Origin of the sequence: Pseudodesulfovibrio profundus (assembly GCF_900217235.1) — a bacterium.
Taxonomy (GTDB): Bacteria; Desulfobacterota; Desulfovibrionia; order Desulfovibrionales; family Desulfovibrionaceae; genus Pseudodesulfovibrio; species Pseudodesulfovibrio profundus.
Genome location: NZ_LT907975.1, coordinates 2,565,852 through 2,579,643, shown reverse-complemented (window position 1 = coordinate 2,579,643; position 13,792 = coordinate 2,565,852). Strand labels below are relative to the sequence as shown.

Genomic DNA, 13,792 nt, shown 5'->3' with positions numbered 1-13,792 from the left:
AACAGCTCTGAGCCGTCCTGAAATAGGTTGACGGTTTTTGAAGGTTTCAATCAGGCTGTGGGGCTAGCCCCACAGCCTGATTCGTGTACATCGTTTGGCGTTCTCATTCCTAGGCTGAGATGTGGCCGTTGTGAATTGTATATCTCAACGGATTCCCTCACCAGGGTATTGAGCTCTGCAAAGTCGTTGCATTTGGTGACCATGAACTCTTGCTTCAGAATTCCATTCATCCGTTCCGCCAAGGCATTTTGATAGCAGTCATAGCCATCTGTCATGGAAGGAACCATGCCGGATTCCTGGAGTTTTCTCTGGTAGACCGAAGAAGCGTATTGGAGTCCTCGATCTGAATGGTGAATTGTATTCACCCTCCTTCGCTTGTTTTCAACTGCCGCGTCCAGCGCTTTGGTTGTGCTTTCCGCACTGAGATCCCGGCTCACGTTGTATCCCATTATCTTCCGGCTGAATGCATCTGTCACCAGCGACAGATAGCATGTTTGCTCACGTGTATTCACGTAGGTAATGTCGCTTACGAACACCTGCTCAGGACATCTCGGTTGAACATCTTTCAACAAGTTGGGATGCTTTTTTAGCCAATGCTTCGAGTTGGTTGTCTTTGTATAGTTTTTCCGTCGCTTGATGAGCATATGCTCTCGCCGCAGCAGGGAAAACAACCCATCACGTCCGAGCCTGATTCCCTTTGCGGAAAATGCGTCCTTCAACAGGTGGTACAGCTTTCGAGTCCCAAGGCGGGGCATCCTGGTCCGCACGTTCAGGACCATGGCCTTTGCCTCCTGATACATGGCTTCCCGTGCATCATGGCGCTTTTCAGCCTGATACACGGACTGCCGACTGACCCCGAGCTGCCTGCAACAAGCAGACAAGCTTATTTGTCTTTCTCTCTGAAGACTTCGTGCAGCTCGGGGGTAAGCTTTTTTCTTATAGAAGTCCCAAACTCGCGGTCGGAAATCTCAATCATTTTATTGAGAAGCGCGGTCTTGATCTTTTCTTCCTCAAGCTCTTTCTCCAGCCGTTTGATCTTCTGGACCGGTGTTTCTCTGGCTTTTGGGTCTTTTCGGGAATGTACCATGGACTTGCTCCAATCAAGGGTGCCGTGCTTCCTGAGCCACTTCAGCACAGTGCTTCGCCCTTGAATACCATAAAGAGCCTGAGCCTGCTTGTACGTCATCTCGCCCTTTTCCACCTGTGCCACAACCGACAATTTAAAGGCCATCGTGTAATCGCGTTGGGTGCGTCTAACTCGCTGTTTGGATTTGTCTTCCATAAATAGGTCCTCTGGGTGTCAACCTATTTCAGGACGGGACACTCCAAACAAAAAGGGCCACTCCATCTGGAGCGGCCCTTTTCCTTGAGTTCGTTCAAAATATATTAGTTCTCTTCGATGGCCACCCCATCGCACACAAAGGATATCCCCTGTGTGGAGGCGGTACCGATCATGACAGCCTGAATAATGGGCACTGAAACCTGCTTGTCCGCTTCCCATATAACAATGAAGTTGGCACCGGACCCGCCCGATGTGTCGCGTTCGGGGATGAAAACCTCTTTGGTCGCCATGGGCGGTATGGAAATGGGCTGATCAAAAAAACTCTTGATGATCTTGCCGTCGTCATCAAGGTATTTGACCGACGAAACCACAATGGTGTTCACGGCGTCCACATTCCGAATGGAGAGCATGGCGGACAGATAGTATGGACGATTCTTTGGTCCCTGATAGATATGGGAATACACGGGGACGTACACTTTCTGCCCGCTGGATACATCCACCTTGCGCCCGGCATCCGCAGGCACGGAGAACAGCAGCACGGCCATTATCCCGAAAAACAGGTTCGCCAAACGTCCAGTCATAATCCACTCCTTGCAACAAAAGGTTCGCATAGGAATATGCCCCGACCATGCCGGAAACGCAAGGGGGATCGAAACAGGCAATCATATGATCCCCATTCTTCCCCCTTTTCACCGGCGCAACTCTGAGGTACAGCAAAAGGCCTGAGAAACAGCAACCAGTTACGGAGCTTATTGCATGCATATACCTAAAGGATACCGTTTCGCCGCAACCAAGGCGTCTTTCAAATATGAAGGCAAACTCGATCTCGGGGCCATTGTCAGCGACACCCCGGCCATTGCCGCCGGCGTATTCACCACCAACAAATTTAAGGCCGCACCGGTTCTTCAGTGCCAGGAGATGCTGGCGGACGGCCGCAAGATGTCCGGCTTTCTGATGAACTCCGGGCAGGCCAACGCATGCACCGGCGACCAAGGCCGAGCTAATTGTCGGGAAACCCTCAATCTGGCAGCCAAGGCACTTGGCGTTCCTGCCGATGAATTGCTCCCGGCTTCCACCGGCGTCATCGGTGCCCAGTTCGACCTGGCCAAATGGGAAGCGGCCATGCCCGCCCTGGCATCTTCTCTGGGCGAAGTCGGCCCGGAAGAAACCGCCAAGGCGATCATGACCACTGACACGGTGCACAAGATTGCCGAGACCTCCTTTGAGATTGACGGAAATGAAGTCCGCCTTCTCGGCATCTGCAAGGGAGCAGGCATGATTTCGCCCAACATGGCGACCATGCTCTCGTTCATCGTCTGCGATGCGGATATCTCCACCGAAGCGTGGCAGACCATGCTGACCGATTGCGTGAACCTGACCATCAACCGCGTCACCGTGGACGGCGACACCTCCACCAACGATTGCGTCATGGCCCTTGCCAACGGTGCCTCCGGTGTAGCCATTGAGACCGAGGAAGAGTACATCCTCCTGCGCAAGCACCTGCTGACGATTCTGGAGGATTTGGCCTACAAGATCGTCATGGATGCCGAGGGAGGCACCAAAGTCGCGTTCATCCAGGTGTCCGGTGCCAAGACCGACCACGACGCCGAACTGGTGGCCCGTGCCGTGGGCAACTCCCCGCTGGTCAAGACCGCGCTGTTCGGCTCCGATCCCAACTGGGGGCGCATCGTTTGCGCTGCCGGTTATTCCGGGGCGAATTTCAATGCCGAAGACCTTGTCCTCAAAATCGGCGGCATTCTCGTGTTCCGCAACGGCACCCCCGAACCCGGCGACATGGACGACCTGCTTGCCCCGATCATGGCCGAACGGGATATCGTCATCCACCTTGATATTGGCGAAGGTTCCGGCAGCAGCATGCTCCTTGCCTCGGACCTGACCAAGGAATACGTTGCCATCAATGCGGACTACCGCAGCTAGGAGGCTTCATGCCAATACTTCGTGTTGAGACCTGGGCCGGTTTGCCCAAAGAAAAGAAGCGGGACCTGGTGGAGACAATGACCCGGGAGGCCGTACGCATTCTCGATTGTCCCCCGGAAGCCGTCACCGTCATCATCGACGAAGTTCCCAAGGAAAACTGGGGGGCAGCCGGAGAGCTGTGTTCCGAACGCTTTCCCGACAAATAACAGCAGGGCAACCGACAACTGACCGGTTGCCCTGTAATAACATCGAAATCACATCGTTTCGGCAGAAGACGAATGGACCGGAGAAGATAATGGCGGACATGAAAGGTCGGGATAGAACGACCAGAATCGTAGATTTTCTGAATGAGTGCGGCATGCTTCGCAAGACGCCCCGCACGGGGTATCAATTTCTCGGGTCCGGCAGCGAGAACGTTGCCGAGCACTCGTTCCGCACCGCGGTCATCGGCCATGTGCTGGCCCTGATGGCCGGAGCGGATGTGGCCCGCACGACATACATGTGCCTTTTCCATGATCTGCACGAAGCGCGGACCGGCGATTTCAACTACGTCAATCGCATCTACAACAATTCCGATCGGACCATGGCATTGAAACACGCCACGGGCGGCACAGGAATGGAAGAGGAAATCCTCAGCTACTGGGAAGAGCTGGAAGAAACCGCCACCCTTGAAGCCAAACTGGCTCAGGACGCTGATCAACTTGATTTTATCCTCATTCTCAAAGAAGAATTGGACATGGGGAACAAGTATGCCGGGGAATGGTTGAAGATTGCCGTGCAGCGCGTCCGCACCGAATGGGGACAGGAAATTGCTGAAACGATTGTAAAGACTGATCATAAGGATTGGTGGTTTCTCGGACCCGACCCGGCATGGTGGACCCGAAAAAACGGCAAGAAGAAGTAGCGGACCTAATAGAAAAGCCCCGAAAAAAAACAGTAAAACGATAGATTACCCAGCACAACACTTGTCGTTTCATTCTTTTTTGGGTACATCGTAGTCGTTGCCAGCTGCAAATTATGGGTTACTTTTCTCAACCCGTTCAAACAACTGTATTATTCAATTGATGATAATAGTTGATAGCGCATCTATTTAAACCACAACACAGGTTAACCGTGACGGAAAAAGCACAAAAAAGCTCTCTCAGCCTTGCACTGCCCGCCAGCATGTTCTGGAAAGTGGTGGACGAAATCGGTGGAATGACCCTCTTCCTGCTGGAAGCGGTCGTGCTGATTTTCGCCGGCATGGGGCAGTTTGCGAAGTCCGTTCGCCAGATATACTTCATTGGTGTCCAGTCGGTGACCGTCATCGCCCTCATCGGCCTGTTCACGGGCATGGTCATGGGCATGCAGTTGTATTATGCGCTCTCCACGTTTGGAGCAGACGGCTTCCTCGGCACCAGTGTCGCGCTGGCCATGGTCCGAGAGCTGGCCCCAGTGCTGACCGCCATCATGCTCACGGGCCGGGCCGGATCAGCCATGACCGCTGAAATCGGTGTCATGCGCATTTCCGAACAGATCGACGCGCTGACCATCATGGACATCAACCCCATGCGCTATCTGGTTGCGCCCAAGTTGGTTGCCTGCCTCATCAGCTTTCCCATCCTCACCGCCTTCTTCAACCTCATCGCCATGTGGGGCGGCTGGCTTACCGGCGTCAAACTCCTCGAAGCCAACGAAGGTGTCTACTGGTCCAGCCTGCAAACATCGCTCAACTGGGCCGACATCGAAGGCGGCTTCATCAAGTCGATTGTTTTCGGCGTACTGGTCTGTACCATATGCTGTTTTGAGGGCTACTGGACCCACACCCGATCCGGCCATGCCGGTCCTGAAGGCGTGAGCCAGTCCACCACCAACGCGGTGGTCAAATCCTGTGTCATCATTCTTGCGGCGGACTACGTGTTGACGTCGCTCCTGTGGTAGGTTGATATGAGCGCTCCAAGCATACGCACAGAAAAGCTCGCCATAGGGTACGGCGAAAAGGTCATCGCCAAGGACCTCGATCTCGAATTCCCCGGCAACAAGCTGAGTATGATTGTCGGCGGTTCAGGCTCGGGCAAATCCACATTGCTGCGCCACATCCTCAATCTCCAGCCACCGCTCGGAGGAAAAATTTTCATTGGCGGGCATGACATCAGCGATCTCACGCGCAACGAGCGTCATTGCATCCGCCAGCGCACCGGCGTCCTCTTTCAGGATGGCGCACTGCTCGGTTCACTCCGGGTCAAGGACAACATGGCCCTGCCCCTGCGGGAACACACCCGCCTCAGTGAAAAGCAGATCATGCGCATTGTCGAAGACCGCCTGACCATGGTCGGCCTGGGCCACGCCATGGAACTCTTCCCCAATGAACTTTCCGGCGGCATGCGCAAACGGGCCGGACTGGCTCGTGCGCTGGTCATGGACCCCCAGGTTCTCTTTTGTGATGAACCGACCTCCGGCCTTGATCCGGTCATGTCTGCCGAGTTGGACCACCTCCTTCTGGATATGATGTGCAACTTCGACATGACCATGATCGTTGTCACCCATGACCTCCCGAGCATGCGCAACCTTGCGGATCATGTGGTCGTCCTTGGCGAACAACGCGCGCTCTTCCAGGGCGACATCGAAACCCTGAAGAAAACGGAAGATCCGTACCTACGCAGTTTTCTCGATCGGGCCGCACCCGAACGCAGTGCCCCCAGACTGACGCTGCCACCATTGAGCCAGGATGTGCTCAAACGCAACTGTGACAGCATCATGGGTGAAAAAGATTCAGCTCCAAAGGATAGAACATGTTGAAATTGAAAAAGGAAACCGCAGTGGGCGTCTTCGTCCTGGTAGGCCTTCTCGCCGTCTCGTACATGAGCTTCAAGCTCGGTAATGTGCGCATTTTCGGCGACAATTACTATACAGTAGAAGCAAATTTCACTGATATTTCAGGCTTGAAAGTCCATGCTCCCGTCCAGATGTACGGCGTCAAGATCGGCACTGTCGAGACAATAGGTCTGGATCAGGAAAACGGCGTCGCCAATGTGCACATGCTCATTGACAAGAGCGTCGAACTGACGGATGACGCCATTGTGTCCGTCAAAACAAACGGACTCATCGGCGACAAGTATCTCAAAATAACTCCGGGCGGACTGGGCGAACCGATTGGACATGGCGACACGCTGTTCGACACCAATCCGGCGCTCGATATGGAAGACCTTATCAGCAAGTTCGCTTTCGGAGATGTGACCAAATAGGAATCAGGATTGAAAAATATGCGTATACGTTCACTCACCATAGCACTGCTGTTCATACTCCTGTTGGCAACAGCCGGAACTGCGGCACCTGCCATCTCACCGATGGATCAGGTCAAGGAAGGCGCGGACAAGCTCATCGAGAAGTTGTCTGATCCGGCCATGCAGGATGATGCCAACAAAGAGCAGGCCCTGGAATCTCTTCGCGCCACGGCCGAACAATATGTCGATTTCCGCCTTGCCACCATGTACTCCATCGGCAAGCCGTGGCTCAAGATGTCCAAGCAGATGCAGGACGACCTGACCGAGGCGTTCGTGAACCTGCTGCAACGGACCTACCTCCAGCGAATCCCGGCTTACGGCGGGCAGAAAGTCAATTACGTCAAGGAAATAATCCAGGGGCGGAAGGCCAAGGTCTTCACGGAAATCATTGACAAGGATAAAACGATCAGTATTGAATTCAGACTGCGGGACAATGGGCAGCAGTGGATGATTTACGACGTTGTTGCCGAGGGTGTGAGCATGGTGTCCAACTACCGCACCCAATTTGCGCAAGTCCTCAACGACGGCTCCCCCGAGGAGCTGCTGCGACTCATACGCGAACGAATCACTAAACTGGATAGCGGTGACACGACCGAAACAGTCGTCGCACCCGAATAGTTATTGCCATGAAACACCGTCTGATACTCAGCTCCGTTCTCGCTCTTCTCCTGTGCTTCGGCATCTCGACTGCGGCTATCGCAGATACGACCCTGCCGGCAGATGCGCCCGTTGTGGCCCTGACTGACACAGGCGAGGGCGACCTCTATGGCGAAGACCTTTTCGACGGTGAATATGAAGAAGATGAAAAACACATGGTTGCTGATCCCTTTTACGGTTTCAACTACGCCATGTTCTACTTCAACGACTTCATGTACCATAATGTTTTCAAGCCCGTAGCCACCGGATACGCCTGGGTGGTCCCTGCGCAGCCCAGACGCTGGGTTCGCAACTTCTTCACCAACATGCTCTACCCTGTTCGCTTCGTGAACAACGTATTGCAGGGCAAGTTTGACGCGGCTTACATGGAAACATCCATGTTCATCGCCAACACGACCTGGGGTTTCCTCGGTTTCGGCGACTTTACCTCGACCATGAAGCGCAACTGGCTGCCGGAAAAACCGACGGCCGACGGTCTTGGGCAAACCCTCGGCAAATGGGGTTTTGGGCATGGCGCCTACCTTGTATGGCCGTTCATCGGCCCGTCATCCATCCGTGACAGTGTCGGTTGGCTTGGTGATTCCTACCTCGACCCACTCACCTATGGCGAACTCTCACTCATCGAGTTCGGAGCCATTCGCGCATACAAAAACCTGAACTCGCTTTCCTTGCAGCTCACCGGTAACGAATACGAAGTCATGACCGAAGGCGCTGTAGACAAATACGCCGCAGTTCGTGACGCATACATCCGATTCCGAGCCAAGAAGGTCGAGGAATAAGTCCTGCCGACATGCGGTTAGCCGTTATTTCCGACACGCACCTCCACTCCCCCGAGCCATGGCTCGAGCGGGTCTACAACCAGTGGCTCGCCCCTGCGGACGTGCTGGTTCACTGTGGCGATATCACCACTTTCGATACATGGTCCTTTTTCATGCAGCATGACCGCTTCCTATGTGTGCGTGGAAACTGCGACTGGGAGCCTCGACTGGTGGAACAGCTAGACCCGATGCTCACGGCACAGGTTGGCCCGTTGACCATTGCCGCAACCCACGGCTGGGGTCCGCGATCCCAGGTTCCCGTCAAGGTAGCCCAGGCATTCGGGCCGGAATACGATCTGGTCTGCTACGGTCACACACATGCCCAGGACTGGTCCGTCATTGAGGGCGTTCAGTTGCTGAACCCCGGCTCGCTCGGAGAATCCCGCTCTCTCGCCATCGTTACCATCTCCGACGATGGGGCCATGGACTGCGAATTCATCGACGCATCCTGACCTCCACGCCCTTCCTCTTCTTTTATCACCGTCCTCTTTCACCGAAATTGATCTCTGCTTTTTCACGCGGTTGATCAAAAATTCTGTATGAACAATTGCTTTTTTATTTGAGGAATGGCATTGTATTTCTGTGTCAAAACTATGGTTGTTCATCCTCTTATCGATCTCCTTTCTTCTACCAGCCCACACCGGACACGCGAAGCCGGACAAGGAGCTGGTATTTGGCATGTCCGCTGCCTTTACCGGTGCCAACGGGGAGATGGGAATCGAGTTTTACCGTGGATTCATGGCCTATTTCGATCATGTCAACGCCAATGGCGGAGTTCACGGCCGAACCATACGGGTAGTTCCTGCCAACGACGGCTACAATCCGGCTCCCTGTTTTCAAAACACCCTGCAATTCATCAAAGATGATGTTTTTGCGCTGTTCAGCTACGTTGGGACACCAACAACCAACCACATTCTTCCCCTGCTCCAGCGGTTTGTTGATGATGATGTTTTTCTGCTCTTCCCGCTAACCGGCGCACAACCGCATCGGACTCCGCCTTTCGGCCAGTTCGTGTATAATCTACGTGCCTCCTATTTCGATGAGACAGCCGGACTTGTGGACAATCTGGTCAGTGTCGGACGAAAGCGAATCGCCGTCTTTTACCAGAACGACGCCTATGGCCGCACCGGATGGGATGGGGTCAGACGTGCCTTGAGGCGCCACGGCCTGAACATTGTCAGCGAGGCCGCCTACAAACGAGGGGAATCATTCTCTCATGACTTTTCGTGGGAAGCCCGATTGCTCATGGAGAAAGATCCTGACGCCATCATCTGCATCGGGACCTACGCCTCCCAGGGGGCGCTCATCCGTGATCTGCGTGATCTCGGGGAGACCATCCCCGTTGCAGGGCTCTCCTTTGCCAACAGTGACAAAATGCTTGAACTGTTGCATGAGGCAGGCCGAAAGAACGGAAGGGATTACACGAGCAAGTTGATCAACTCCCAGGTGGTGCCGTGCTATGAAGACACCAGCCTGCCCGGAGTCCGCCTCTATCGATCCCTGATGGACAACTACAAGGGGTGGTCTGGCGATGATGATCAATATGTGCCTCGCCGATTCAGTTATGTGAGTTTTGAAGGATATCTCAATGGAGTTGTGCTTGTGGAAATGCTCCGCCGAATGGGAGACAATCCCACTCCGGCCCGCATCCCGGAAGTAATCGAATCCATCAGCAACTTTGATCTCGGCATTGGGTATCCGGTTGATTTCAGCAAGGGCAGACAAGGGCTTGATACGGTTTTCTACACGACCGTCATTGATGGAGTTTTCCGTCCCATAACGGACTGGACGAGGTGGCGCAAATGAAGGCACCCAAACTCTTTCTGAAGCCGCTCCTGTTCATGTTCCTTCTCTTCGGAGTCCTGGCTGTGGTCACGTCATTCATGTTTACCACACGCCTCAAAAGGGAAATGACGCGGGAGTACGAGTCCAAGGCGCTGGCACTGGCAAGCAGTGTCGCTGAATCCGATATCGAAAGCATCCTCCAATTGGATGCCGGCAGCGTACAGGCCCGAATCGCCCAGTACCAGGACATAGCCGGAGTTTCCTACGTCGTGGTCACCGATGACGCCGGTGAGGTTATCGCTCACACATTCACGCCACAGGTCCCCGAATTCATACAGCAGTTAAGCAATGACACAGCCAAACTGCTCAGCGGCGACGAGCACCTTCTCCGTGATGTGACGTTTAACGACGGGCCCAATCTGCATGTCGCCCGCCCTATCCTTTCCGGGCTGGGAGGGTACGTTCATATCGGTATGGATTCCAAGGTGATCGAGCAGAATATCCGGGAATCAGTCATGGAGCAGCAACTCCTGACCCTGACGCTGTTCGGCGCCAGTACCATCCTCGCCTTTCTCTTTTTCCATAACCTGTCACGACCGCTGGGAGAACTGGCTGATTACGCCAGGCGCGTGGCGAACAAGGATTTTTCCGATGTTCCGGTCATCAAGTCCAAGGATGAAGTCGGGCAGTTGGCCACAGCCATGCAATCCATGGCCATGCACATAGCCGAACTGGTGACGAATCTGGAACAACGGGTCAAAGAAAAAACCAGTCAGTTGGAAGAAGCCCGCGACGCCCTCAAGGACACGGTCGAAGAACGCACCAGCGAGCTCATCCGGGCCAATACCCAGTTGAAAATCGAGATAGCCGAACGCAAAGTCATTGGCGAGGCCCTCCGCAAGACCGAAAAGAAGTACCGCTCGATCTTTGAAAACGCTGTAGAAGGAATTTACCAGACGTCGCCAAGCGGTCGCTTCCTGAGCGCCAACCCGGCCATGGCCCGCATTCTCGGCTACAGCTCACCCGAGGATCTCATGGGAGCCATCTACGATATCGGCACCCAAATGTACGTGGACCCTAAAAGGCGCACGACATTTCTTGAACATATACAGGATAATGACGAGGTCATCAGCTTTGTTTCCAAGATACGGCGCAAGGATGGCCGCATCATCTGGATATCCGAAAACACACGCCTAATCCGTGATACCGATGGGAGCGTTTTGTACTACGAAGGGTCGGTGGAGGACATCACCCTGCGCAAAAAGGCGGAGGACCAGCTCAAGCGGCAGGCGTTCCACGATTCGCTGACCGGGTTGCCCAACCGCGCCCTGTTTCTGGATCATCTGCACATGGCCATGGCCCGAGCCAAACGCCGCAAGCATCTCTTCGCCGTCATCTACATGGACCTCGACCGATTCAAGGTCATCAACGACTCCCTGGGACATGATACCGGCGATGAACTGCTGCGCAACGTGGCACGCATTCTGGAAACCTGTGCTCGCGAGACTGATACGGTCGCCCGCTTCGGCGGGGATGAATTCGCCATACTTCTGGAGGAAATCACGGCCCCACGCGATGCCATCACCATTGCCCGCCGCATTCTCGACGGCGTTCGCCAACCCTTCCATATTCAGGGACACGAGGTCTTCACCTCGGCCTCCATGGGCATCGTTCTCAAAACGGACGGATATGAACGCCCTGAAGCGCTCCTGCGTGATGCCGATACTGCCATGTACCGCGCCAAGGAGCTTGGCAAGTCACGCTTCAAGGTCTTCAACCAGAAGATGCACGATCAGGCGCTCATGCTCATGGCGCTGGAAACTGACCTGCGACGTGCCGTGGACCTCAACGAGTTCGAGGTGGTGTACCAACCCATCATCTGCCTGGAGACCAGGGAGGTGTGCGGGTTCGAGGCACTGGTCAGATGGCGTCACCCGAAACACGGGATGATCAGCCCGGATCAGTTCATCCCGCTGGCCGAGGATACCGGCCTCATCTACGCCATCGACAGTCTGGTTCTTCGCAATGCCTGCCTGCAAATAACGGAATGGCAAAACCGCTTCGGCACGATGCTATCAGGCCCTCTCACCCTCAACATCAACGTATCCGGAAAACACTTCGGCCAGTCCATGCTTCCCGGTCAAGTAAAACGGGCACTGGAAGACTCGTCCATGGCCCCGGAACACCTGAACCTTGAGATCACCGAAAGCGCACTCATGGACAATCCGTCCATCGCCGAAGACATCCTCAAGCAGCTCAAGAATTTAGGCATACATGTATGTATCGATGATTTTGGCACCGGCTACTCTTCTCTTTCCTATCTCCAACGATTCCCCATTGATGTGGTCAAAGTGGATCGTTCCTTCATTTCTGACGTCGAGGACAACCTGGATAGTCAGGCAATTGTGCGCACCGTTTTTTCCCTTGGCGAGTCATTGGGACTCAAAATCGTAGCCGAAGGGGTGGAAACACCCAAGCAACTCATCTTTCTGGAAAGCGAAGGTTGCCGATACGTCCAAGGTTTTCTATTCTACAAGCCTCTATCAGTAGAAGAGGCGACGTCGCTTCTCGTCAAAGCAAGCATGTAGTAATTTTGAACACGGGCGCAGCCCGTCCACCCGGAGCTTCGAATGGCACTCAGAAACATCATATCCTGCGGCCTCGAACCCATTGATCAGGTTCTCCAACCTTTCCAGGACTTTTTCCGTTCCAAGACGACCGGTGGCATCCTGCTTATCATCAGCGCCCTCGCAGCCCTTATCTGGGCCAACTCGCCATGGGGAGCGCACTATATCGCTGTTTGGGAAACGCACTTCACCGTCGGTTACGGCGAGTATACCCTGTCCAAACCACTGCTTCTGTGGGTTAATGATGGCCTTATGGCCATTTTCTTTTTTGTGGTCGGCCTGGAGATCAAACGCGAGTTCATGGTCGGAGAACTTTCAACCCAGCGGCAGGCAGTGTTGCCGATCTTCGCTGCCATCGGCGGCATGGTCGCCCCGGCAGTCATTTATGCACTGATCAACATAGGTGGACCAGGCACCCATGGTTGGGGAATCCCCATGGCCACGGATATTGCCTTCGCCCTTGGCATTCTCGCCCTGCTCGGGGACCGCATTCCCTATCAGCTGAAAATTTTTCTGACCGCTGTCGCCATTGTCGATGACATCGGCGCGGTACTGGTCATCGCCATGTTCTACTCGTCAGGGATTGCCATGAACATGCTGCTGATCGCCATGGGGCTCCTGTTCATCGCCTTTATCGGCAACAGGCTGGGTATTCGAGCCCCGCTTTTCTATGCCATTGTCGGCGCTCTGCTATGGCTTGCCGTGCTCAAATCCGGTGTTCACTCCACAGTGGCAGGCGTACTTATGGCCTTCACTATTCCAGGGCGAACCACTTGCGATTCTGACGCGTTTCAGTTCAATGCCACAGCCATTCTCCGTGAGTACAGCAAGGCAGCCGAACCGGGAAAATCGGTTCTGACCAATCCGACCATGAATTCCACCCTGCTCGCCATGCAGCATGTGGCGGTGCGGGCGCAAACGCCCTTGCAACGTCTGGAACACACCCTGCACCCAGTGGCCGACTACCTGATCATGCCCGTCTTCGCGCTGGCCAACGCAGGTGTGGTGCTCGGCGGAGACTTCGCGGCTCTGATGGCAAGTCAGGTCGCACTGGGGACACTGTTTGGATTGGTCCTTGGCAAGCCGCTCGGAATCACAGTTTCCGTATGGATTCTGGTCAAGACATCCGGAGGCTGGCCCGGGGGCATGAATATCCGTCAATTCGTCGGAGCCGGACTGCTGGCGGGTATCGGATTCACCATGTCGCTGTTCATTGCAGCCCTCGCATTCAGCGATTCGCCCGAGATGCTCAATGCGGCCAAAACAGCCATTCTCGGGGCATCGGCCCTGGCAGGACTGGCCGGGTATATGGTCCTGCGTTCCGAACCGCTTCCAAATGGGGAATAGGGGGTCATGAGGCTTCTCAGCGCCGCAAAAGCAGTGTATCGTATTCGGAGATTTGATAAAAACAACCTAACAACA

Annotated in this window: 14 protein-coding genes; 12 read left to right on the top strand and 2 right to left on the bottom strand. The window is 54.6% G+C overall.

What is annotated here, in order from left to right:
• Window positions 1–50: 50 nt before the first annotated feature.
• Window positions 51–1,282 (bottom strand): IS3 family transposase gene (locus DPRO_RS12130; RefSeq protein WP_097010824.1). Its coding sequence is split into 2 segments (ribosomal slippage): window positions 51–928 and window positions 928–1,282, totalling 1,233 coding nucleotides; the frame shifts between segments, so codons are not numbered across the junction.
• Between the two features lie 104 nt (window positions 1,283–1,386).
• Window positions 1,387–1,863: a DUF3124 domain-containing protein gene (locus DPRO_RS12125; RefSeq protein ID WP_097012279.1), complete on the bottom strand. Its 477-nt coding sequence runs from the start codon at window positions 1,861–1,863 to the stop codon at window positions 1,387–1,389.
• Window positions 1,864–2,038: 175 nt separating this feature from the next.
• Between DPRO_RS12125 and argJ the strand changes: the two genes are divergently transcribed.
• The 12 genes from argJ (at window position 2,039) to nhaA (ending at window position 13,717) form a co-directional block, all read left to right on the top strand.
• Complete coding sequence (gene argJ / locus DPRO_RS12120) at window positions 2,039–3,220, top strand: bifunctional glutamate N-acetyltransferase/amino-acid acetyltransferase ArgJ (RefSeq protein ID WP_097012278.1); 1,182 nt, start codon at window positions 2,039–2,041, stop codon at window positions 3,218–3,220.
• Between the two features lie 8 nt (window positions 3,221–3,228).
• Window positions 3,229–3,426: a 4-oxalocrotonate tautomerase DmpI gene (gene dmpI / locus DPRO_RS12115; RefSeq protein WP_097012277.1), complete on the top strand. Its 198-nt coding sequence runs from the start codon at window positions 3,229–3,231 to the stop codon at window positions 3,424–3,426.
• 89 nt (window positions 3,427–3,515) lie between these two features.
• On the top strand, window positions 3,516–4,124 hold the full coding sequence (locus DPRO_RS12110; RefSeq protein WP_097012276.1) for an HD domain-containing protein: 609 nt from the start codon (window positions 3,516–3,518) through the stop codon (window positions 4,122–4,124).
• A 209-nt stretch (window positions 4,125–4,333) separates the two neighbouring features.
• Window positions 4,334–5,140, top strand: coding sequence for an MlaE family ABC transporter permease (locus DPRO_RS12105; RefSeq protein ID WP_232005573.1), 807 nt, complete (start codon window positions 4,334–4,336; stop codon window positions 5,138–5,140).
• 6 nt (window positions 5,141–5,146) lie between these two features.
• Window positions 5,147–5,998 carry an ABC transporter ATP-binding protein gene (locus DPRO_RS12100; protein ID WP_097012275.1) on the top strand — a complete coding sequence of 284 codons (852 nt, stop codon included), beginning with the start codon at window positions 5,147–5,149 and terminating at the stop codon, window positions 5,996–5,998.
• The gene (gene mlaD, locus DPRO_RS12095; RefSeq protein ID WP_097012274.1) at window positions 5,992–6,444 is read left to right on the top strand and encodes an outer membrane lipid asymmetry maintenance protein MlaD; all 453 of its coding nucleotides are present in this window, start codon (window positions 5,992–5,994) and stop codon (window positions 6,442–6,444) included. Before DPRO_RS12100 ends, mlaD begins: the two co-directional genes overlap by 7 nt.
• Window positions 6,445–6,462: 18 nt before the next feature.
• The gene (locus tag DPRO_RS12090) at window positions 6,463–7,101 is read left to right on the top strand and encodes a Tgt2/MlaC family protein (protein ID WP_097012273.1); all 639 of its coding nucleotides are present in this window, start codon (window positions 6,463–6,465) and stop codon (window positions 7,099–7,101) included.
• An 8-nt stretch (window positions 7,102–7,109) separates the two neighbouring features.
• Complete coding sequence (locus DPRO_RS12085; RefSeq protein ID WP_097012272.1) at window positions 7,110–7,919, top strand: MlaA family lipoprotein; 810 nt, start codon at window positions 7,110–7,112, stop codon at window positions 7,917–7,919.
• Between the two features lie 11 nt (window positions 7,920–7,930).
• On the top strand, window positions 7,931–8,410 hold the full coding sequence (locus DPRO_RS12080; protein WP_097012271.1) for a metallophosphoesterase family protein: 480 nt from the start codon (window positions 7,931–7,933) through the stop codon (window positions 8,408–8,410).
• A gap of 130 nt (window positions 8,411–8,540) precedes the next feature.
• Window positions 8,541–9,764: an ABC transporter substrate-binding protein gene (locus DPRO_RS12075; protein ID WP_232005572.1), complete on the top strand. Its 1,224-nt coding sequence runs from the start codon at window positions 8,541–8,543 to the stop codon at window positions 9,762–9,764.
• Window positions 9,761–12,331: an EAL domain-containing protein gene (locus tag DPRO_RS12070; protein WP_097012269.1), complete on the top strand. Its 2,571-nt coding sequence runs from the start codon at window positions 9,761–9,763 to the stop codon at window positions 12,329–12,331. Before DPRO_RS12075 ends, DPRO_RS12070 begins: the two co-directional genes overlap by 4 nt.
• 42 nt (window positions 12,332–12,373) lie before the next feature.
• Window positions 12,374–13,717, top strand: a complete 1,344-nt coding sequence (nhaA, locus tag DPRO_RS12065; protein WP_097012268.1) for a Na+/H+ antiporter NhaA — start codon at window positions 12,374–12,376, stop codon at window positions 13,715–13,717.
• The last annotated feature ends 75 nt before the right edge of the window (window positions 13,718–13,792 follow it).

Excerpts from the sequence above, each read along its gene's own strand:
- DPRO_RS12070 (WP_097012269.1), top strand. The coding sequence starts at position 9,761 with ATGAAGGCACCCAAACTCTTTCTGAAGCCGCTCCTGTTCATGTTCCTT.
- DPRO_RS12125 (WP_097012279.1), bottom strand. The coding sequence starts at position 1,863 with ATGACTGGACGTTTGGCGAACCTGTTTTTCGGGATAATGGCCGTGCTG.
- mlaD (WP_097012274.1), top strand. The coding sequence starts at position 5,992 with ATGTTGAAATTGAAAAAGGAAACCGCAGTGGGCGTCTTCGTCCTGGTA.
- DPRO_RS12110 (WP_097012276.1), top strand. The coding sequence starts at position 3,516 with ATGGCGGACATGAAAGGTCGGGATAGAACGACCAGAATCGTAGATTTT.
- nhaA (WP_097012268.1), top strand. The coding sequence starts at position 12,374 with ATGGCACTCAGAAACATCATATCCTGCGGCCTCGAACCCATTGATCAG.
- DPRO_RS12080 (WP_097012271.1), top strand. The coding sequence starts at position 7,931 with ATGCGGTTAGCCGTTATTTCCGACACGCACCTCCACTCCCCCGAGCCA.
- dmpI (WP_097012277.1), top strand. The coding sequence starts at position 3,229 with ATGCCAATACTTCGTGTTGAGACCTGGGCCGGTTTGCCCAAAGAAAAG.
- DPRO_RS12100 (WP_097012275.1), top strand. The coding sequence starts at position 5,147 with ATGAGCGCTCCAAGCATACGCACAGAAAAGCTCGCCATAGGGTACGGC.
- DPRO_RS12085 (WP_097012272.1), top strand. The coding sequence starts at position 7,110 with ATGAAACACCGTCTGATACTCAGCTCCGTTCTCGCTCTTCTCCTGTGC.
- argJ (WP_097012278.1), top strand. The coding sequence starts at position 2,039 with ATGCATATACCTAAAGGATACCGTTTCGCCGCAACCAAGGCGTCTTTC.
- DPRO_RS12090 (WP_097012273.1), top strand. The coding sequence starts at position 6,463 with ATGCGTATACGTTCACTCACCATAGCACTGCTGTTCATACTCCTGTTG.